The organism is Arthrobacter sp. S41 (assembly GCF_004320535.1).
Taxonomy (GTDB): domain Bacteria; phylum Actinomycetota; class Actinomycetes; order Actinomycetales; family Micrococcaceae; genus Glutamicibacter.
The window spans coordinates 157,172-178,281 of record NZ_SIHY01000001.1 but is presented as its reverse complement, the minus strand read 5'-3'; the positions used below and the strand labels follow the sequence as shown (position 1 = coordinate 178,281).

At 56.8% G+C, this 21,110-nt stretch carries 20 protein-coding genes; all 20 read right to left on the bottom strand.

What is annotated here, in order from left to right; genetic code table 11:
- Positions 1 to 29 precede the first annotated feature (29 nt).
- Entirely contained in the window at positions 30 to 1,010 is a 981-nt protein-coding gene (locus EYR88_RS00925) for an NAD-dependent epimerase/dehydratase family protein (protein WP_131087873.1), read from the bottom strand.
- Between the two features lie 250 nt (positions 1,011 to 1,260).
- Entirely contained in the window at positions 1,261 to 1,689 is a 429-nt protein-coding gene (locus EYR88_RS00920) for a DUF2550 domain-containing protein (RefSeq protein WP_131087872.1), read from the bottom strand.
- Positions 1,690 to 1,697: 8 nt separating this feature from the next.
- On the bottom strand, positions 1,698 to 1,967 hold the full coding sequence (locus EYR88_RS00915; RefSeq protein ID WP_131087871.1) for a F0F1 ATP synthase subunit epsilon: 270 nt from the start codon (positions 1,965 to 1,967) through the stop codon (positions 1,698 to 1,700).
- 2 nt (positions 1,968 to 1,969) lie between these two features.
- The gene (atpD, locus tag EYR88_RS00910) at positions 1,970 to 3,415 is read right to left on the bottom strand and encodes a F0F1 ATP synthase subunit beta (protein ID WP_131087870.1); all 1,446 of its coding nucleotides are present in this window, start codon (positions 3,413 to 3,415) and stop codon (positions 1,970 to 1,972) included.
- Between the two features lie 36 nt (positions 3,416 to 3,451).
- On the bottom strand, positions 3,452 to 4,345 hold the full coding sequence (locus EYR88_RS00905; RefSeq protein ID WP_131087869.1) for a F0F1 ATP synthase subunit gamma: 894 nt from the start codon (positions 4,343 to 4,345) through the stop codon (positions 3,452 to 3,454).
- A gap of 76 nt (positions 4,346 to 4,421) precedes the next feature.
- Positions 4,422 to 6,059: a F0F1 ATP synthase subunit alpha gene (gene atpA, locus EYR88_RS00900; RefSeq protein ID WP_131087868.1), complete on the bottom strand. Its 1,638-nt coding sequence runs from the start codon at positions 6,057 to 6,059 to the stop codon at positions 4,422 to 4,424.
- Positions 6,060 to 6,182: 123 nt separating this feature from the next.
- Positions 6,183 to 6,995 carry a F0F1 ATP synthase subunit delta gene (locus tag EYR88_RS00895; RefSeq protein WP_131087867.1) on the bottom strand — a complete coding sequence of 271 codons (813 nt, stop codon included), beginning with the start codon at positions 6,993 to 6,995 and terminating at the stop codon, positions 6,183 to 6,185.
- A complete protein-coding gene (locus EYR88_RS00890) occupies positions 6,995 to 7,549 on the bottom strand; it encodes a F0F1 ATP synthase subunit B (RefSeq protein WP_131087866.1) in 555 nt (184 codons plus the stop codon). The genes EYR88_RS00895 and EYR88_RS00890 overlap by 1 nt, the downstream gene beginning before the upstream one ends.
- A gap of 80 nt (positions 7,550 to 7,629) precedes the next feature.
- Positions 7,630 to 7,836 (bottom strand): ATP synthase subunit C, encoded by a 207-nt coding sequence (locus EYR88_RS00885; RefSeq protein ID WP_022876338.1) that lies wholly within the window; start codon positions 7,834 to 7,836, stop codon positions 7,630 to 7,632.
- Between the two features lie 105 nt (positions 7,837 to 7,941).
- Positions 7,942 to 8,733 carry a F0F1 ATP synthase subunit A gene (gene atpB, locus EYR88_RS00880; protein ID WP_131087865.1) on the bottom strand — a complete coding sequence of 264 codons (792 nt, stop codon included), beginning with the start codon at positions 8,731 to 8,733 and terminating at the stop codon, positions 7,942 to 7,944.
- A gap of 286 nt (positions 8,734 to 9,019) precedes the next feature.
- Positions 9,020 to 9,454, bottom strand: coding sequence for a hypothetical protein (locus tag EYR88_RS00875; RefSeq protein ID WP_131087864.1), 435 nt, complete (start codon positions 9,452 to 9,454; stop codon positions 9,020 to 9,022).
- A 166-nt stretch (positions 9,455 to 9,620) separates the two neighbouring features.
- A complete protein-coding gene (locus EYR88_RS00870) occupies positions 9,621 to 10,739 on the bottom strand; it encodes an MraY family glycosyltransferase (protein WP_131087863.1) in 1,119 nt (372 codons plus the stop codon).
- A complete protein-coding gene (locus tag EYR88_RS00865) occupies positions 10,736 to 11,419 on the bottom strand; it encodes an L-threonylcarbamoyladenylate synthase (RefSeq protein ID WP_131087862.1) in 684 nt (227 codons plus the stop codon). The genes EYR88_RS00870 and EYR88_RS00865 overlap by 4 nt, the downstream gene beginning before the upstream one ends.
- 42 nt (positions 11,420 to 11,461) lie before the next feature.
- Positions 11,462 to 12,322: a peptide chain release factor N(5)-glutamine methyltransferase gene (gene prmC / locus EYR88_RS00860; RefSeq protein ID WP_131087861.1), complete on the bottom strand. Its 861-nt coding sequence runs from the start codon at positions 12,320 to 12,322 to the stop codon at positions 11,462 to 11,464.
- 8 nt (positions 12,323 to 12,330) lie between these two features.
- The gene (gene prfA / locus EYR88_RS00855) at positions 12,331 to 13,404 is read right to left on the bottom strand and encodes a peptide chain release factor 1 (RefSeq protein ID WP_131087860.1); all 1,074 of its coding nucleotides are present in this window, start codon (positions 13,402 to 13,404) and stop codon (positions 12,331 to 12,333) included.
- A gap of 167 nt (positions 13,405 to 13,571) precedes the next feature.
- Positions 13,572 to 15,896: a transcription termination factor Rho gene (gene rho, locus EYR88_RS00850; RefSeq protein WP_131087859.1), complete on the bottom strand. Its 2,325-nt coding sequence runs from the start codon at positions 15,894 to 15,896 to the stop codon at positions 13,572 to 13,574.
- A 336-nt stretch (positions 15,897 to 16,232) separates the two neighbouring features.
- Positions 16,233 to 17,165 carry a homoserine kinase gene (gene thrB / locus EYR88_RS00845; protein ID WP_131087858.1) on the bottom strand — a complete coding sequence of 311 codons (933 nt, stop codon included), beginning with the start codon at positions 17,163 to 17,165 and terminating at the stop codon, positions 16,233 to 16,235.
- 129 nt (positions 17,166 to 17,294) lie between these two features.
- Entirely contained in the window at positions 17,295 to 18,395 is a 1,101-nt protein-coding gene (gene thrC / locus EYR88_RS00840; RefSeq protein ID WP_131087857.1) for a threonine synthase, read from the bottom strand.
- A gap of 1 nt (position 18,396) precedes the next feature.
- The gene (locus EYR88_RS00835; protein WP_131087856.1) at positions 18,397 to 19,683 is read right to left on the bottom strand and encodes a homoserine dehydrogenase; all 1,287 of its coding nucleotides are present in this window, start codon (positions 19,681 to 19,683) and stop codon (positions 18,397 to 18,399) included.
- Positions 19,684 to 21,105 (bottom strand): diaminopimelate decarboxylase, encoded by a 1,422-nt coding sequence (lysA, locus tag EYR88_RS00830; RefSeq protein ID WP_131087855.1) that lies wholly within the window; start codon positions 21,103 to 21,105, stop codon positions 19,684 to 19,686. It abuts the gene before it with no gap.
- Positions 21,106 to 21,110 lie beyond the last annotated feature (5 nt).

The window sequence follows — 21,110 nt, the reverse complement described above, 5'->3', positions numbered from 1 at the left end:
AAAACGAAATGAGATGGCTTTTGTGCTACTCACGCGCCAGTGACAAGTTCGCTGAGCAGTTGCATTTCCTCGCTGCGGCTCAGCCCCGCACGTCTGGTTCTTCTCAAGCCACGAGCCCGTTCATCGGCGAGGACATCGCTGAGCAAAGCTTCAAGTGCTCGCTCAAGTCCATTGGCATCGAGATACCGCTGATTGCTGCGCTGGGCGAAGCCAAGATCCTCTGTCGGTATCCATAGGGGCAACGAACGAGGCCCAGCCCAGTAATTGACTTCGCGTTCTCGTAGCCATGCATCGTCGGCGGTGACCAGTTCACCGCTGGAGCCTGCAATCGTTGAGGACAGATGCAAGAATTCATCAAAGCTATACGAGCTCCCGACGATGTTGAAGGTACCGGTCAATGAGCGCTCTGCGCCATCGATGATCCATGAGGCGAGATCTCTCACGTCAATCACCTGCACATAGCGGTTCTTGGTTCGCGGAACTAAAACTTGCCCGTCGCCTGCCAAAGCCAAGCGAGAGATCCAATAAGAAAAACGATCACTGGGATCTGCAGGTCCAGCGATCAATCCCGGACGAGCAATGAGCAGTCGCTCCCCTACTATGGCCGTGCTGACACGTTCTGCAGCAACTTTGGCGTGAGCGTAATCGCTCAGATCTACGGGATCATGCACTTCTGCTTCTTCATCCGCCCCGGGCTGCTGTTCATTGGCATAGACAGAAATCGAGGAGACTAGGGTCCAGTGTCCAGCGTTCTGCGAAAGTGCTGCCAACGCCTCCTGCACAAAGCGCTGGTCAAAGGAGAGCTCAATAACTTCATCAAAGTGTTCACTGCGCACCTCGTCATAAGCACCGGGTTGACTTCGATCAGAACGCACAAATCGCTCGGAGTCGACCACCTCACCTGAGCTACCCCGGCTCAAGCAGGTCACTTCATGACCACGTTGCACCAACTGGCCTGCGAGCTCACGTCCAAGCCAGGCAGTGCCTCCCAGTATCAAGGTTCGTTTCATAGCTACAGTCAACTACCGCGTGCGCTTCACGCCTAGCCTTTTCGCACAGGGCACAGTTGATGCAAGCCGTTACGGTCAGCCTTCTTGTGCGATCTACTTACTGCCCGGATGATCCGCAGAATTCCAAGGATGCGGCATCCCTCCTAAATACTTGCGTCAGACCCTGCTCATACGAACAATCCAGCCTGGTCTACAACACGCAAAAGCCGTCGTTACCCAATGGGTAACGACGGCTTTTGTTTATGAAGTTCTAGATCTGCCAGCTTCCGGCAATCGGTCCGGCTTCAAGCCAGGCCGAGAAACCGGTGTAGTCACGGTAATCCATGGCTAGCAGCAGTTCCTCTCCGTTTCGGGTGAGCATCACGATGATAAATCCTGGCGGAATACGCGAAGATTCATCATCGGTGGCCTTACGGGTCCCGGTAATCTCCAAACCTCGACGGTTCAGCTGGAACCGCGGTAACGGCGAAACAGAGAAAAACCGCAACAGATCTACATGTCCCCCGCCATAGCGGGCAATGACCATCATCCATTTGCCCTGAGGCGTACAGATGGAGGCATCAAAGGTGCCCAGCGTGCGCCGCAATTGAATGCGGCGCACAGCCATGGCTCCAAAGAACATGGCGATGCCGATCAAGATCAGCAAAGCGACCAGAACTGGTGCGGTTATCTCAAACAATTCATCGCCTACGCTGCGGTACCAAGCACAGCGTTGTCAGCGACGATCACTACACGGTCCGATTCAACGGAGAAGAATCCCCCATCAACCTGAACCGAGAAGCGTGACTCGGAAACTGGATCGATTTCCAGATCCCCAGCGGCAAGCACCGACAGCATCGGAACGTGACCGGGCAGAACGCCGATCTCGCCGTCAACCGAGCGAGCCTTGACCAGCTTCGCAGCGCCTGACCACACAAAGTGGTCAGCCGCGACGATTTCGACCTGAAGCTCAGCCATAATTAGCTAGCCTTCTGGATTTCGGCCCACTGGCGCTCGACGTCGTCAAGACCGCCAATGTTGAAGAACGCCTGCTCAGCAATGTGGTCCAAGTCGCCATCGCAAATAGCCTTGAAGCCTTCGATGGTGTCCTTGATGGCCACGGTCGAACCCTCAACACCGGTGAACTGCTTTGCGGTGTAGGTGTTCTGCGAGAGGAACTGCTGGATACGACGTGCGCGAGCAACGACAATCTTGTCTTCTTCGCCCAGTTCGTCGATACCAAGAATCGCGATGATGTCCTGGAGTTCCTTGTTCTTCTGCAAAATAGCCTTCACGCGGATGGCAACATCGTAGTGAGCCTGGCCAATGTACTGAGGATCAAGGATTCGCGAGGTCGAGGTCAGCGGATCGATCGCTGGGTACAGACCACGCGACGCGATTTCACGCGAAAGCTCGGTGGTTGCATCCAAGTGAGCGAAGGTCGCTGCTGGAGCCGGGTCAGTGTAGTCATCGGCCGGGACGTAAACAGCCTGCATCGAGGTGATCGAGCGGCCCTTAGTCGAGGTGATGCGTTCCTGAAGCAGACCCATTTCATCGGCCAAGTTCGGCTGGTAACCCACGGCGGAAGGCATACGGCCCAACAGGGTCGACACCTCGGAACCGGCCTGGGTGAAGCGGAAGATGTTGTCGATGAACAGCAGCACGTCCTGGTTCTGAACATCGCGGAAGTATTCCGCCATGGTCAGTGCCGACAGTGCCACGCGCAAACGAGTTCCAGGTGGCTCATCCATCTGACCGAACACCAAGGCGGTGTCCTTCAGAACGTTAGCCTCATCCATTTCGACCCAGAGGTCGTTACCTTCACGGGTGCGCTCGCCAACACCGGCGAATACCGAAGTACCACCGAAGTTACGTGCAACACGGGTGATCATTTCCTGGATCAGAACGGTCTTGCCAACGCCAGCGCCGCCGAACAGGCCGATCTTTCCACCCTTGATGTATGGGGTAAGAAGGTCGATCGACTTGATGCCGGTTTCCAGCATTTCGGTCGAGCCCTCAAGTTCATGGAACTTAGGTGGCTGGCGGTGGATTGGCCAACGCTCGGTGACCTGAATCTCCGAGTTATCAACGTCCAGGGCCTCGCCCAATACGTTGAAGATGTGGCCCTTGACGCCGTCGCCTACTGGGACGGAGATAGCAGCGCCGGTGTCGGTCACGGAGGTGCCGCGTACCAGGCCGTCAGTGGCCTGAAGCGATACCGCACGAATCAGACCTTCACCGAGGTGCTGGCTGGTTTCGAAGGTGATCTTCTTGGTTTCGCCGTTGAGGGTCAGCTCAGCGGTCAGTGCGTTGTAGATAGCAGGCAGTGCGTCGGCTGGGAACTCGACGTCCACGACCGGGCCAGTCACACGCGCGATGCGACCGATGGCCCCTGCGGTAACCTGCTCGTTGAGTTGGGCAGTCATCTTTCTCACTTCTTGTCTGGTCGGAACTAGGGGGAATTAGCCGTTCAGCGCGTCTGCGCCGGCGATAATTTCCGATAGCTCCTGGGTGATTTCAGCCTGACGGGCATTGTTGAGCAATCGTGTGTACTTCTTGATTAGTTCGCCTGCGTTGTCGCCTGCGGCCTTCATAGCGCGCTGACGTGCAGCAAGCTCGGAGGCTGCGGACTGCAGCTGGGCATTGAACAATCGAGATTCGATGTAGCGTGGAAGCAGTGCGTCAAGCACTTCTTCCGCCGATGGCTCAAACTCGTACAGTGGCAAAAGCTCGTCGGTTGCGGTCTCGGATTCATCCTCGACAACCTCCAACGGCAACAGACGGATGACCGTCGGTTCCTGCGTGACCATCGACTTGAACTGGGTGTAGACGACGTGAATTTCTTCTACGCCACCCTCTTCATAATCGGTGTCGAAGTCCTCTAGGAGAACGTCGCGCAGCTCGCGTGCGGTTTCGAAACGCGGAGAATCAGTTTCTCCGGTCCACACTCGTGCGTACTCACGTGAACGGAAATCAAAGTAAGCCTGAGCCTTACGGCCGACCAAGTAGGTCTTGACTTCTTTGCCTTCTTCACGAAGAAGTTCGACAAGGTGCTCTGCCTGCTTCAGAACGCTGGCGGAGTAGGACCCGGCAAGTCCTCGGTCCGAGGTCAATACCAAGACCGCGGCGCGGCGTACCTGCGCCGGCTCGGTGGTCAGTGGATGCTCGACATCGGCCTGGGACGAGACGGCGGTTACTGCACGGGTAATCGCATTGGCGTATGGCAGTGAAGCCGCGACACGCGTACGTGCCTTACCAATGCGGGATGCAGCGATCAGTTCCATCGCCTTGAAGATCTTGCGCATCGACTTGGTCGATCCGATCTTCTGGCGGTAGACCCGAATCTGGGCTCCCATGTGTGTCCTTTCCTTATCCCCTGTGCTGTTGTTACGGCGCCGTTACCGGCGCCGCAACTTCAACACAAGAAGATTGTCAGCGCTTCTGCTTGACGATCTTTTCCTGGTCAACGGACTCGGCGTTCAGAGCGTCATGCTCTTCGTGGCCGGCGGCAACCAGCTGGTCGCTGCCTGCACCGAAGAAGCCAGCCTTGAAGTCGGCGACGCCGGCCTTCATAGCTTCCAGGGTCTCGTTCTCCAGCTTGCCGGTCTGGCCGATAACGGTCAGAACGTCAGTGCGGTGACGCAGGTAGTCGATGAATTCAGCTTCGAAGCGGCGTACGTCCTCAACTGGAACATCGTCCAGGTAGCCGTTGGTGCCGGCCCAGATCGAAACGACCTGATCCTCAACAGCGTAAGGGGTGTACTGACCCTGCTTGAGCAGTTCCATCAGACGTGCACCACGGGTCAGCTGCTGCTTGGAAGCGGCATCCAGATCCGAAGCGAACATAGCGAATGCCTGCATGTCGCGGTACTGAGCCAATTCAAGCTTCAAAGTACCGGAGACCTTCTTCATGGCCTTGACCTGTGCCGAACCACCAACGCGGGATACCGAGATACCCACGTCGACAGCTGGACGCTGGTTGGCGTTGAACAGGTCCGACTGCAAGAAGATCTGACCGTCGGTGATCGAGATAACGTTGGTCGGGATGAACGCGCCCACGTCGTTTGCCTTGGTTTCGATGATTGGAAGACCAGTCATCGAACCTGCACCGAGCTCGTCAGAAAGCTTGGCACAACGCTCAAGCAGACGGGAGTGTAGGTAGAAGACGTCGCCTGGGTATGCTTCGCGTCCTGGTGGACGGCGTAGCAACAGCGACACGGCGCGGTAAGCTTCAGCCTGCTTGGACAGATCATCAAAGACGATCAGTACGTGCTTGCCACCGTACATCCAGTGCTGGCCAATGGCCGAGCCTGCGTATGGTGCGAGGTACTTGAAGCCTGCTGGGTCAGATGCTGGGGAAGCCACGATGGTGGTGTATTCCAGTGCACCCTGCTCTTCGAGGGTCTGGCGTACGGCAGCGATGGTCGATGCCTTCTGGCCGATTGCCACGTAGATGCAACGAACCTGCTTGGTCTCGTCACCGGTTGCCCAGTTATCACGCTGGTTCAAGATGGTGTCAACCGCAATGGCGGTCTTACCGGTCTGGCGGTCACCAATGATCAGCTGACGCTGGCCACGGCCGATCGGGATCATGGCGTCGATAGCCTTCAGACCGGTCTGCATTGGTTCGTGAACGCTCTTGCGCTGAGTTACGCCAGGTGCCTGGAGTTCCAGTGCACGGCGGCTTTCAGCCTCGATTGGGCCAAGGTTATCCATTGGCTCGCCCAGTGGGTCAACAACGCGACCCAGGAAACCGTCGCCGACTGGAACCGAAAGGATCTCGCCGGTGCGCTCGACCTTCTGGCCGTCTTCGATGCCGGTGAAGTCACCAAGCACAACGACACCGATTTCACGGGTATCGAGGTTCTGGGCCAGGCCCAGGGTGCCATCTTCGAACTTCAGCAACTCGTTGGCCATGACGGAAGGAAGACCTTCCACCTTGGCGATGCCGTCGCTCGCGGCGACGACGCGTCCCACCTCGGTGCGCTCTGCCTTACCCGGTTCGTAGGAAGATGCGAACTCGTTTAGGGCATTGCGGACGTCGTTGGCATTGATGGTCAAATCGGCCATCTGCAGTCCCTGCTCTCCTAAATTGTGATCCACCCTCAAAAGCGGTGGATCGATGTGAATGAAGTCTGTGTTGGTCCCGGAAAGCCGGAACCTCTGCCAGGAGTAAGCCACCTGGCAAAAGTTCTAGCCAACCAGTGTGCGGCGCAAATGGGCCACACGTGATGCCACGGAAGCGTCGACTACTTCGTCGCCAACCTTTACTACTACTCCACCGATCAACGATGGATCAATAGTGGAGTTGAGCTTTAGCTGACGACCATATAGCTTGTTCAGGCTGGTCTGCAGACGTGAACGCTGAAGTTCCGAAAGCTCTACAGAGCTGGTCACCGAAGCGATCCAACGCTGCTGGCGCTTGGCCACAAGCTCAACAAAACGTTCTGCCAACGTTGCAGGCTTCAAACCACGTGGGTTTGAAACAGCCTGAGCGATCAAAACCTGCGAGGTCTGCGACGCGGTAGGCACAAGCTTCAGCGCAAGAGCGCGCTTAGCTTCAACTGGGGCCTGTGCATCATCCAACGCACGCTGTAGTTCGTGATTGCCACGCACTACCTCGATGAAGGAGAACAGATCCTGCTCCAGCTTGTTCAGTCCTGAAGCGCCGTTCTGCTGTTCAGCTACTGCGGTAACCGCGGTAACTGCCAGCGTTTCAAGCGCATCGCTAATGCCGCGTTCCGAGCTCCAGCGGGTTGAAGCCAACTGAGCGAGGGTTTCCTCAGCAGTAGCCGAGACCTTTCCACGCAACAGCTGAGCCAAAAGGCCTGCCTTTTCGGCATCTTCACGGGCTGGATCAGTCAATGCTCGGCGAAGACCGGCATTTGCATCCAGTACTTCCAGGACCGCGAACAGTTCCTTTGGCAGCTCAATAGATGCCAGTGCCAACTTGGGTTCTAAGAACTCCAAGGCCTTTGCCAATGACTCGCTCGATACAGTTGCCATTAGTTCGATGCACCTGCGCTCTGCTGAGTCTCCAGATCATTCAGGAACTGATCAACCACGTGCTGTGCACGGGCATCGTCCTTCAGAGCTTCGTCAACAATCTTGCTTGCAAGCTCGGTGGCCAAAGTGCCCACGTCGTTGCGAAGCGACGACTGAGCAGCAACGCGCTCAGCCTGGATCTGACGCTGAGCCTGCTCGCTGATGCGAGTAGCCTCGTCGGTTGCTTTGGTCTTCAGATCTTCAAGGATCTGAGCGCCTTCGCTGCGAGCTTCCTCGCGGATGCGGTTCGCTTCAGTGCGTGCTTCCAGAAGCTGAGCCTTGTACTGTGCCAAGGTCTCCTCTGCTTCCTTCTGCGCTGCTTCGGCCTTCTCCAGACCACCTTCGATCGCGGTAACGCGATCTTCATAGGCCTGCTCGAACTTCGGAGCAATCACCTTGATGACGATGAACAGGAGCACCGCGAAGCCAACGCCTGTGGCGAGAATTTCCCACGGGTTAGGCAGCAGCGGATTGACCGATTCTTCCGCAGCGAGGATGAAGTCAGTGCTATTCATTCTCACCATTCCTTATCTAATAGTTTCCACTTGTGTGTATGCCTCGCGATAGTGGCGAGGCCACTACAGCCGGGAAGGACTTACTTGATAACGAAGGCGAAAACCAGGCCAAGGATGGCCAGTGCTTCGGCAAGTGCGAAGCCAAGCATTGCGATTGGCTGCAGGATACGCTGTGCTTCAGGCTGACGTGCAACGCCGTTGATGTAAGCAGCGAAGATCAAGCCCACGCCGATAGCCGAACCAATTGCTGCCAGACCGTAACCGATCATGTTCAGGGAGCCGCTCATGCGATTTTTCCTTTCAAGATACCGTGCTTCTTAGCCGGTAGGTTGTGAGGTTTTCCTTGAAGGATCCAAGGAAGAACTTTTGGGATTTAGTAAATAAGAAATGGCCTAGTGGGCGTCAGCTTCAATTGCACCCTGGATGTAGATCGCGGTCAGCAGCGTAAAGACGAACGCCTGCAGAACCATGATCAACAATTCAAGGAAGTACATTGCTACGTAACCGACGATTACCAGAACACCAACACCATTCAGTGCCAGCTGATCCTGGACGACAATCAAGTAACGAGCACCTGAGGCTGCCAGCATCACAATGATATGGCCTGCCAGCATCGTCGCCATCAAACGCAACGAGTGCGTCAGTGGGCGAACAATGAAGTTAGAAATGATTTCCAAAGGCACCAGCAGGATCAGCATCACTGGGCTGACACCTGGTGGGGTGACTGCCAACTTGAAGTAACGGATACCGTGGTTCTTCAGACCTACAGCAATCCAGGTGCCGTAGATAATGATGGCCATTGCGTATGCAGAACCAGCGTGTGAGAACGATGGAAGCTGCAGGAACGGAATCGCACCGAAGAGGTTGTTGAGCAGTACGAAGAAGAAAGTCGCGAACAGCAGCGGAATCCATGGGCGGAAGTTTTTCTCGCCAATGATGTCGCGGCCGATACCGTTACGCACAAAGGCGTAGCCGGATTCAGCGAGGTACTGCATCTTGCCTGGAACCAATTTCGGGTTCTTGATGGCCATGGTGAAGAACCAAGAGATAAGCACAACCGACAAAGCGATCATGAGCATCTGCTTGCCGAAACCAGTGCCGTACTCAGCCGCCCATGGGAAAATTTCCGGGAGGTGGGTATCGTGCACGGTTGGCGGAATGAAGCCGCCTTCTTCGGAGGCCATTGGGAGCGCAAACGCGAACAACGCGCTGTCCTCTCTGCAGTAACGGTCACGGGCAAAAGGCGGTGACTGGCGGAAACTGCCTCTCACCGTGTGAAGAAAAGATCAAACGGGATCTCATCGCAGCTGTTGCCGGAGGCATCAACCTTGATGAGGAGCCATCAGCAAGTTTCCCTGCGACAGCATTAACTATTCAGCCTCACGCTTTTGGGCGCTTAGCTAAAAATGACCCGTAGTAAGCTTATCAAACTCACAGCATCCCCTGAGACATATCGCCTTCGGGAACTCTCTAGTCCTCGTTGTAGATAGCTAGCCGAGCCTTCATGAAGGCTCGCACTTCACCAATCTGCCAGGCAACGAGTGAGATTGCTGCTGCAAGAACGAATCCCTGTCGGTTTACCCACTCGGGCAAACCCAGGTTCAACAACACGAAGGCGATACCAAAAACCTTGATGACATATGCGCCCAAAAACGCGGGCATAGCCCACGTGCGGCGAATTCGTCCCGCTACTTCGGCGATCAGGATGCCAATAGCAAAAAAGCTAATGACAATCACTGCCGCCAATGCGCCCGACTGTGCGTAACGAAGATCGGCGGCCAACCACGAAATCAGGAAAAATGCGGCTGTTGCGATCAACGAATACATCAGTGACAAAGCCAGAATCGGCAACCAGATGGATTTCGGAGCTGACGAAGTACTGATGCGGGCAGAACTAGAAGCCACGACCGCAACCTTTCTTCGTCAAATCCGAGGAACCATCAAGCACCCACGATGCTGATGAAACTTGAAACTTCCGCTCACCCAAAAGAGCGTCCGGAAGAAGATCCATACTGAATTCTACACGAGATAGAAAGACATTGCTCGCGAATTGCTTGGCCAATTGGCCGGGTTAGGCCTTGCGCAATCGTTTGAGTAATGCATTGATTCTGCGCAACACCAATGGCCACCATGTACCAATAGCCGCAGCAAGGAAGAGTACCAAGGCCACAGGGACCACCAGGGCCACTGGGATGAAGGCAATTGCGACCACGGACACAGCAATCACGGCGGCCCAAATATAGAGCAAGATCACTGCCCTGCGCACTGAGTGCCCCTGAGCCAACATGCGGTGATGGATGTGTTTGGAGTCCGGAGAAAAGGGTGAGCGTTTGTTAGCCAACCGGCGCAGTACTGAGAGTACAAGGTCTAGTACTGGTAGGAACACAATAACCATGGGCAAGACCACTGGCATGTACGCCGGGATGTTTCTGAACCGTTGAGCTTCCAGCCCACGCACGTCACCGGTGACCGCAATTGCTGATACCGAGAGGATCAACCCGATGGCTAGTACGCCACTCTCCCCCATGAAGATATTCGCGGGGTTGAAATTATGTGGCAAGAATCCGAGGCAAGCACCCAGGAGCAGTGCACACAACAAGGCGCCAACGTTCGCGTAATCATCCGCGCTGACATGTGTGGCCAGTACATAGGAATAGACGAAGAAGGTGGCAGCGCCAATGGCTGCGAGGCCGGCAGCTAGACCGTCAAGCCCATCGGAGAAGTTGATGGCATTCATGGTCAGTACAATCAAAAATACTGTCAGTACAATCTGTAGCCATTGTGCGTTGATATGCCACGACCCCACAGGCAGAGACTGAATCAGCACACCGTGAGTGGCCATGATGAATCCGACGAAGATCTGGCCTAAGAGTTTGATCCACCAGCGCAGATCAAACATGTCATCTGCCAGTCCAAGAATCAGGATGACAATTAAGGCGTAACTCAGACCTTGAGGTACGTAGCCGCTGAAGACTCCCCTGAAGAAGTGGAAATTACTGGCCAGCCATAACCCCATGGCAAAAGCGGCAATAATTGCCACGCCGCCAAACTTCACGATGGGTACCTGATGCTGATCGCGGTCACGCAACATCTGGTTGTTCGTAAACCTGTGTCCCACTGACCGAACAATCGGAGTCAGCAGGTAGGAAGCGGTGAAGCTAAAGGCGATAAGCAGTAGGTATATTCTCATGCGTCCTGGCCCGGGGCATCCTGTCCCAAGTCGAGCACTTCAGGAACTACAACGCGCAACTCCTCGATGGAAATCGTTCCAGCACGGACAACCTTGAGCTGTTCACCGGTGCAATCGATAATTGTTGACGCTGCTACGTCTTCGCCGGTTTCGCCGCGCGGACCACCATCGAGGTAGACGTCTACCGATTCACCAAGCTGATCCATCGCGGACTCAATATCCAAGGCTGCTGGTTTGCCGGTGCGGTTAGCCGAAGATACGGCCAATGGTCCGGTTTCGCGCAAAAGTTCTAGGGCGGTGTCATCGTTGGGAACACGCAATCCAACAGTTCCGCGGGTCTCCCCCAGATCCCAGGTCAGCGAGGGCTGCGCTTGGAGGATCAGGGTCAGTCCGCCAGGCCAAAAAGCCTCAGCAAGTTTGCGGGCAGCATCTGGGATATCGCGAGCCAGCCCATCCATGGTGGCGCTTTGAGCGATCAGTACTGGAGGTGGCATGGTGCGGTTCCGGCCCTTGGCCGCCAACAACATGGCTACTCCCTGAGCGCTGAAGGCGTCAGCGCCAATCCCGTAAACGGTGTCCGTAGGCAAAACGATGCATCGTTTATCGGCCAGGGCAGCTTTAGCTGCTGCGATGCCGTCAGCGTGTTCTTGCTCGTTGCTTACCAAAAATCTTGTGCTCACGGGATCATTCTTTCATGCACTGTGCGTAGTAGGTGGTACTGGTTAGCGGTGTGGTGCGTACCCACAGGTGGCGCGGGCTCGTCCAGTGAGGTCTTCGTGACCGGAAACTTGGGTGAACCCTGCTTCTCTGAGCATCGTCGCCGCCGAGTCTTGCTGCACTTCAGCGTGCTCCATCACAAAATATCCACCGGGACGCAATAGCTTCATGGCCTGCCCTGCCACGGCACGCGGAATCTGCAGACCATCATCGCCTAGACCGTAGAGTGCCATGGCCGGATCATGGTCTCGAACTTCGGCCTCGCGCGGGATAGCGTTAGGCGGAATATACGGCGGATTTGAAACTACCAAATCCATGATGCCTTCCAAGTCCTCAGGAAGCGTGGTGGCATCTTGATGCAGGACGGTAACCTGATGTGGCAGGCAATTAGCTTTGGTGTACTGGATAGCATCATCGGAAAGCTCCACCGCCCAGACCTTGGAGCCGGGCAGTTCACTGGCCAATGCAGCAGCAATCGCTCCTGAGCCGGAGCACAGATCAATGCAATTTGGTGCTTCTAGTGCCTGTTGGACCACAAAATCCAGCCCCAACTGCACGACCGTTTCAGTCTCTGGACGCGGCGTAAATACACCAGGGCCAACTTTGAGCTCCAGGTAGCGGAAATGTGCCACCCCGGTGAGGTGTTGCAATGGGATGCGAGTGCGCCGGGCAGCCACTAGCTGTGTGAACTCTTCGCGGTGGCTAGCTTCAAAGCCATCCCCGCGTAGCTCGCGAAGCTTGAGTTCGGAACGACTAATGCCCAGGACATGGCAAAGCAGTAGGTCGACGTCGACGCCGGGGCTTGGCACCCCGGCGTCGGCCAATGCCGCGATCGCCTTGTGGCGGACGGCAGACAGTTCTTCCAAGACGATGCTTACTCGCCCAGCGCTGCCAAGCGCTCTTCTTCGTCCATCTGGATGCATGATTCGATCACTGGCTGCAGTTCGCCACTCATGACGGCATCCAAGTTGTACGCCTTGTAACCGGTGCGGTGATCAGCAATGCGGTTTTCTGGGTAGTTGTACGTACGGATACGCTCGGAACGATCCATGGTACGGATCTGGCTTGCACGAACTGCCGAGTTTTCGGCGTCGATGATTTCCTGCTGGTGAGCCAGCAAGCGTGAACGAAGCACACGCATGGCCGCTTCACGGTTCTGGATCTGCGACTTTTCGTTCTGCATGGCGACCACAATGCCGGTCGGGATGTGGGTCAGGCGAACCGCGGAGTCGGTGGTATTCACCGACTGGCCACCAGGACCTGAGGAACGGTATACGTCCACCTTCAGGTCGTTCGGGTGAATGTCGACTTCTTCGGGCTCGTCAACCTCGGGCAGGATCAGCACGCCGGCAGCCGACGTGTGGATACGTCCCTGAGATTCGGTCACTGGAACACGCTGCACACGGTGCACACCGCCTTCAAACTTCAGCTGTGCGTAAACACCCTCAGCTGGGTCATTGGACTTGCCCTTGATCGCAACCTGAGCATCTTTGTAACCGCCAAGGTCAGACTCGTTGAAGGAGATCATCTCCACCTTCCAGCCCTTGTTCTCAGCAAAGCGGGTGTACATGCGCAAGAGGTCAGCTGCGAACAGTGCTGCCTCATCACCACCTTCACCACCCTTAACTTCAAGGATCACGTCACGTGCATCGTTAGGGTCACGTGGGATCAGCAGGCGACGAAGCTTTTCTTCCAGCTCCGGAAGAGCTGCCTTGATGGTTTCGACTTCCTCGGCGAACTCTGGATCTTCATCCGCCATTTCCTGCGCAGCTTCCAAATCATCGGTAGCGGTGTGCCAGCGGTTGTAGGCTTCAACGATGCCGTTGAGCTGGGCAGAGCGGCGTCCGAGCTTGCGGGCCAGCGACTGGTCGGCGTACACCGCCGGATCCGAGAGCTGCGCCTGAATCTGGGCATGCTCTTCTAGTAGCGTCTTGACGGATTCGAACATGGTGATGTGCTTTCCTTGTCGGCGGTGCCCGCACAATCAGGCTCTTTTCGGGCCTGCGGGCTGCTGAGATTAAATTCTAGTGGGTTAAACGGTCACTACGCGCCGATGGCGTCCAGCCAGCTGCCCGGGTGGGGCAAACTGGCTGGACGCCATGGCGAGTAGGGCAACTAATCCTTGTTTGGGGTGGTCTTGTTGACCAGCATCAAGAATTCAGCGTTGGATTCGGTTTCGCGAATCTTTCCGGTCAGCACTTCCAGAGCCTGCTGTGGATCGATGCCCGAAAGCATACGACGCAGACGCCACATGATGCGTACCTCTTCGGCACTCATCAGCTGCTCTTCACGGCGGGTGGAGGATGCATTGACGTCCACCGCTGGGAAGATGCGCTTCTCGGCCAGCTGGCGTGAGAGGCGAAGCTCCATGTTGCCGGTGCCCTTGAATTCCTCGAAGATGACCTCGTCCATCTTGGACCCGGTCTCCACCAGTGCGGTGGCAAGGATGGTCAGCGAGCCACCGTTTTCGATGTTGCGAGCAGCACCGAAGAAACGCTTTGGTGGGTACAGTGCAGCCGAGTCGACACCACCGGAGAGGATACGGCCCGAGGCTGGAGCAGCCAGGTTGTAAGCACGGCCCAGACGGGTCATCGAGTCAAGCAGAACCACAACATCCATGCCCATTTCCACCAGGCGCTTAGCGCGCTCGATGGCTAGTTCAGCCACGGTGGTGTGGTCATCAGCTGGGCGGTCGAAGGTCGAAGCAATAACTTCGCCCTTGACGGTGCGCTGCATGTCGGTGACTTCTTCGGGACGTTCATCAACCAGCACCATCATCAGGTGTACTTCTGGGTTGTTGATGGTGACCGCGTTGGCGATCGCCTGAAGGATCAGGGTCTTACCGGCCTTTGGAGGCGATACGATCAGGCCACGCTGGCCCTTACCGATCGGGGCAACCAGATCGATAACACGTGGGCCGACCAGCTTTGGATCGGTTTCCAGGCGCAGGCGCTCGGTTGGGTACAGCGGAACGAGCTTGTTGAACTCAACACGTTCGCGGTTATCTTCTGGCTTCTTGCCGTTGACGCTGGTCAGCTGCACCAGTGCGTTGAACTTTTGGCGTGGGTTAGGGGTCTCGCCCTCGCGTGGCTGGCGGATCGCACCAACAATGGCGTCACCCTTGCGCAGGTTGTACTTCTTGACCTGGCCCAAGGTGACGTACACGTCGTTTGGACCTGGCAGGTAGCCGGAGGTGCGAACAAATGCGTAGTTCTCCAGCACGTCCAAGATACCGGCGATTGGCAACACAACATCGTCTTCGCTCAGCTGTGGCTCGTCTTCATCACGACGGTTGCGACGGTTGCGGTTGTTGCGATCATTGCGATCGTTGTTGCGCTCGTTGCGGTCATTGTTGCGCTCGCGACGGTTGCTGCGATCATTACGATCGTTGTTGCGCTCACGACGGTTGCTGCGATCATTACGATCGTTGCTGCGCTCATCGGATTCGTTCTCTGACGCTTCGTTGCGCTCGTTACGATCGTTACGGTCGATACGGTCGTTGTTGCGCTCATTGCGCTCGCCACGATCGTTATTGCGCTCGTTGCGGTCATTGTTGCGCTCGCGGCGATTGCCACGTTCACGACGTTCTTCGCGTGCTTCGCCGTTGGACTCAGACTCGCTGACTTCGTTGCGCTCGTTACGATCATTGTTGCGATCGTTGTTGCGCTCGCGGCGGTTGCCACGTTCACGACGCTCTTCGCGTGCTTCGCCGTTGGACTCAGCCTCGTTGGCCTCGCCACGCTCAGTGCGCTCGCCACGGTCGTTGTTACGCTCACGACGGTTGTTGCGGTCACGACGGTTGTTATTGCGTTCGCGACGCTCTTCGCGTGGCTCAGCGTTGTTATCAGTAGCTTCGGTCTGTGGCTCAGCGTTCTGAGCTGCAGGCTGTTCAGCGTTGACTTCAGCCTTGGCCCTCGAGTTGCGGCGCTGGCGTGGTGCCTTCTGCTCAACTGGTGCGGCTTCAGTTTCAACTGTTGCTGCAGGTGCAGGTGCTTCAGTCTGCTCCTGCGCAACTGGAGCCTTGCCCGAGTCGGTCACTCGACGCGATGGGCGACGGGTGCGTGCAGGCTTCTGTCCTGCGGTCGAGTCGTTCGCTGCTTCGGTAGCTGGCTGCGCCTGTGGTGCAACTTCAGCTTCTGCTGCCGGTGCGTTTTTTGGTGCACGGCGCGAGCGCGCCTTGGTTTCGGTTGGCTGCTGTTCGGCAGCTGGTGCTGCTTCGCTCTTAGCTGCCTTTGCTTCCTTCGCGGCGACAGATCCGCCACGCTGATGCTCGCCGATAGCCTTTACCAGGTCAGCTTTGCGCATTCGCGATCCGCCGGTAATTCCCAGCTGCGAAGCCAGCTGCTGGAGCTGGGTCATCTTCAAAGAGGCCAGACCGGCACTCTTGTTTTCGGAAGTCTTGGTGTCCACGCCTTCGTTGAGGCTCGTGGTTTCGGTCACGAAAGTTCCTTCTGACTCGTAGGATGGGCCGCTTCAAGGCAGGCCCACTATGCCGTTAATGTTTTGCCTTAGCCGAAGATTTCATGGCTAGTGCGCATTCCACCGAGCGAGCCCAAAAAGCAGGTCACTAAACTGCGGCGGAATATATAAGGAGACTGATATCTCGACGGCACGAGGCTGTGCATGAATGTGGGATATCAAAGTTGCTGCGACGGCAGGAAGAACCGGAACGACTGGACGGAGAAAGTAGGGTTCAAGAACCGAACCATTCCGTATCAACACTGGCCAATGGGATTTGAACCGGGTAACTACCCAACAATCCGGCCTGCCATAGTGTTACAGCACTTCTACTGTAACACCGTTGTTAGCCAGCGCAGGAACTTCAGCACGCCACGACACTGTAGATTCCGCAGAAAACTCTTCAATCTTGGCCAAGACTTGGGTCACCTGCTCTTCGCCCGCGACCAAGGTCAAAACCGTTGGGCCTGCCCCGGAAACCACAGCGGCCAGTCCTGCCTCACGCAATGAAGCGATCAAGGACGCACTTTCGGGCATAGCTACAGCACGGTAATCCTGGTGCAGATAGTCCTTGGTGCCTGCCAGCAAGACCGATGGATCGTTGCTGAGAGCATGAATAAGTAGGGCTGCACTGGCGCTATTGGCGGCCGCAATACTGTGATCAACCTGCGCTGGTAGAGCTCCACGCGCTACCTCGGTTGATAGCCCGTTGGAAGGAATGGCCAGTACAGCACGCAGCTGTGATTGCAACGGCACCTGAACCGAAGCAAAGCTACCGTCTGGTTGCGTTGATGAAATGCTCAGGCCACCGTAGACCGCCGGCGCGACGTTGTCTGGATGTCCCTCCCAGGCTGCCGCGGCTTGGAAAATTGCTTCGGTGCCACCGCGTGATTCTTCAGGCAGCAACGCATCGGCTGCTGCGTACGCGGCAACAATGGCTGCCGCGGAGGAACCCATACCGCGTGCGTGAGGAATATTGTTCTCTGCCACGAGGTGAACACCAACCGGTTCAAAACCGGCACGGCTCCAGTAGCGGTGCATCTCCTTGATGATCAGATGTGATTCATCTTTGGGAAGATCCTCGGCACCTTCCCCGGTGATCTCAACGCTGCTCGTCGACGCAGTGCGCACCACAAGCCGGTCCCGGTATTCCAAAGCCAAGCCGAGGGAATCGAAGCCTGGGCCAAGGTTGGCGGAAGTGGCTGGTGGGCAAACAATTACGTGCTGGCCCAAGGCGATCTGCTGCGTCATAGTTCCTTCAGTTTCAGAACAGGAAATGTGAAAAATGGACAATGGCCCGTCACGGTTGACCTAACTCCCCTACGGGAACTTGCCAAGGCGCGACGGGCCATATTCAGCCGGCGAAATCCGGCAGAGGTTCTAGGCCAGGCCCAGTGCGCCGGCTACCTCGACAACGTCGAAGCCGACCTTCTTAGGGGTGACGGCTGAACCATCGGCCTGCTTCAAGGCCCAGTCTGGGTCCTTGAGTCCGTGTCCGGTGACGGTGATGACAATCTTCTTGCCGGTTGGCACATTGCCAGCAGCGTGGTGCTTCAGCAGACCGGCAACACCGGCAGCCGAAGCAGGCTCCACAAAAACGCCTTCGCGGCTCGAAAGCCAACGGTGCGCTTCTAGGATCTGCTCGTCAGAGACCGAATCGATCTGTCCACCGGACTCGTCACGCGCTGCTTCAGCCTGTTCCCATGATGCTGGGTTACCAATGCGGATAGCGGTAGCGATGGTGTCTGGTTCGGTGATTGGGTGACCGGCAACGATTGGCGCCGCGCCTTCAGCCTGGAAGCCCCACATGATTGGAGTCTTGGTGGACACTGGTTCCAAAACCTTGCCGGCTTCGTTGGTCCATTCGGAGGAGTACTCCTTGTAGCCCTTCCAGTACGCGGTGATGTTACCTGCGTTGCCAACTGGCAGCATGTGGTAATCCGGTGCGTCACCCAAGAAGTCAACCACTTCAAAGGCGCCGGTCTTCTGACCCTGAATACGGGCAGGGTTCACGGAGTTCACCAAGAAGACTGGGTAGTTTTCGCTCAGTTTGCGAGCAACCTCAAGGCAGTTATCAAAGTTGCCATCAATCTGAATGATGTCAGCACCGTGAGCGATAGCCTGGGACATCTTGCCCATGGAGATCTTGCCGTCCGGAACAAGCACCGCACACTTCAGGCCAGCCTGAGTTGCGTAGGCGGCAGCTGAAGCCGAGGTGTTACCGGTCGAAGCGCAAACCACAGCCTTGGCACCGGCGGCTACCGCGGCGGTCATGGCCATGGTCATGCCGCGGTCCTTGAAGGAGCCGGTTGGGTTCATGCCTTCAACCTTGAGGTACACATCGTTGCCGGTGTGTGCCGAAAGGGCCGGGGCGTAAACCAACGGGGTTCCACCCTCGCCCAAGGTGATGACCTTGGTGTTTTCGTCTACTGGTAAACGGTCGGCATATTCGCGGATTACTCCGCGCCACTGGTGAGCCACGTTAGTTTCCTTCAACTCGCATAACGGATAGAACTGAATGCACAGCGTCCAAGGCTTCGAGGGCCTCAACGGTGCTGGCCAGGGCCGATTCGGTGCCCTGGTGGGTGAGGATACGCAACTGCGCACCAGAATCTGCGTCACCTTGTTGGCTCATCGATTCAATCGAGACCCCATGCTCACCAAAAACGGTGGCAATGGAAGCGAGCACACCGGACTGGTCCTTAACCGACAGGCCAATCCAGTAGCGGGTGGTGATCGCATCAAAGTCGAGCATCCGTGGGCTGCGCTGGATTGAACCATTGGGCAGTGGTGCACCGGCGGCGATCTGTCGAGCCACTGCGACCACGTCGCCCATCACGGCGCTGGCGGTGGCGTTGCCACCGGCACCGGCGCCGTAGAACATGAGGTCGCCAGCGTTTTCTGCTTCAACAAAAACGGCGTTGAAGGCACCGTGCACTGTTGCCAGTGGGTGCGAACGACGAATCAATGCTGGGTATACGCGCACCGAGATGCCCGCTTCACTCTGCTCAGCGATAGCCAGAAGCTTGATGACGTAGCCGGCCTCGGCGGCTGCTGCTACATCTTCTGCGCTGACCTCGGTGATGCCTTCGGTAGAAACCTGTTCCGAAGAGACAGTGGTGTGGAAAGCCAATGAAGCCAAGATCGCAGCCTTCGCGGCAGCGTCGTGTCCGCCGACGTCGGCAGTTGGATCGGCTTCGGCGTAACCCAAATCTTGGGCCTGCTTCAATACGTCGTCAAAAGCCGCACCGGTGGTATCCATGGCGTCCAAGATGAAGTTGGTGGTGCCGTTGACGATACCCATCACCTTGGTGATGTGATCTCCAGCCAGCGAATCAGCGATCGGGCGAAGGATCGGGATGGCACCGGCCACTGCCGCCTCGTAGCGCAACTGCGCTCCGGACTGTGCAGCAACTTCATTAAGATCTGCACCCTTAAGCGCAATCAGTGCCTTGTTGCCGGTGATTACGCTGGCACCCTTGGACAGGGCGGCAGCGATGTACTGGCCGGCTGGGTCCAAGCCACCGAGTAGTTCGATGACCACATCGGCCTTTTCGATCAACGCGAGTGCATCCGTGGTGAAAAGCTCCTTGGGCAAGTCCACGTCGCGCTTGGTATCAAGGTTCCGCACGGCAATGCCGATCAGCTGCAGACCAGCACCCGAACGGGATGCCAATTCATTCGCGTCTTCCAGCAGGATTCGGGCCACCTGGGCTCCGACCGTACCGCAACCCAGCAGGGCTACCTTCAGGTTCTTTTCGCCGCTCAATTAAACTCCCATGTCGCGGGCTAGCAAGTCGTCTTCGGTTTCCCTGCGTACGATCAAACGGGCTTGGCCATCGCGTACAGCTACCACCGCTGGGCGGGTGAGGTAGTTGTAGTTGCTCGACAGGGCCCAGCAGTATGCGCCGGTGGCCGGAATCGCGAGCAAGTCGCCAGCCGCCACGTCGTCGGGCAGGTAAACGTCCTTCACGACTATGTCACCTGACTCGCAATGTTTCCCAACTACACGAGAAATAATTGCGTCGCTTTGCGTCATACGACTGGCCAGAACGGCGGTGTATTGCGCGTCGTAGAGCACCGGGCGAGGGTTATCGCTCATCCCACCATCAACGGCAATGTAACGGCGCGGGTGCAGGGTGCCGGCTTCGTCTTCAACCTGAACATCTTTGAGCACACCGGTCTCGTACAGGGTGAAAGTGGTCGGACCGACAATGGCGCGGCCTGGCTCAATGGAGATGCGAGGGCAAGCCATTTCCAATTGCGCGCAGGTAGCCGAAACAACTTCGGCCATCTGGCCGGCAAGCTTCGCCGGGGTGGAGGGGTGATCCTCGGAGGTGTAGGCAATGCCGTAGCCACCACCCAAGTCCAGTTCAGGCAGCTCAACGCCGTGAAGTTCACGAACCTTTGCGAGTAGACCCAACATGGTGCGAGCCACCATGGCAAAACCGTCGGCTTCAAAGATTTGTGAACCAATGTGAGCGTGCAAGCCCAAGAGGTTCACATTCTTCGCTTCAATAGCGCGGGCTACCGCACGCAAAGCCGGTGAGGTGCCAGTGGCATCGGGAAGAATGGACAAGCCAAACTTCTGGTCCTCGTGCGCGGTGGCAATTGCTTCATGAGTTGATGCGTGAACACCAGGGGTAATACGCAGCATCACTTCTGCGGTCAGGCTCAAAGAATCAGCCAAGGAGATCACACGTTCCAGCTCATCAAGTGAGTCGATAACAATGCGGCCAACACCCATCTCAAGGCCACGGGTGATCTCGGCCTTGGACTTGTTGTTCCCGTGCAGCGAGAGATTCTCTGCCGGAACGTTAGCTGCCTTAGCTACCGCCAGCTCTCCGCCGGAGCAGGTATCTAGGCGCAGACCCTCATCGGTAACCCAGCGGGCTACCTCGGTGCAGACAAAAGCTTTGCCAGCGTAGTAAACATCTACTCCCCCGCACAAGTCCTTAAACGCTTCATCAAAAGCGGTCTTGAACCCACGGGCGCGGGCGCGGAAGTCATTCTCGTCAAGCACAAACAGTGGCGTGCCAAATTCTTCGGCGAGAGCACTGACCCGAAGGCCCTGGACGGACAGTTCGCCGTCAGCCTCGCGGGAAACCCCTGAAGCCCATTCGATCTCGCGTAGTGCGTTAATGTTTTCGGGGAATTGCAGCCATTGCGGGGCTAGCGGCGATACAGCCATACCAG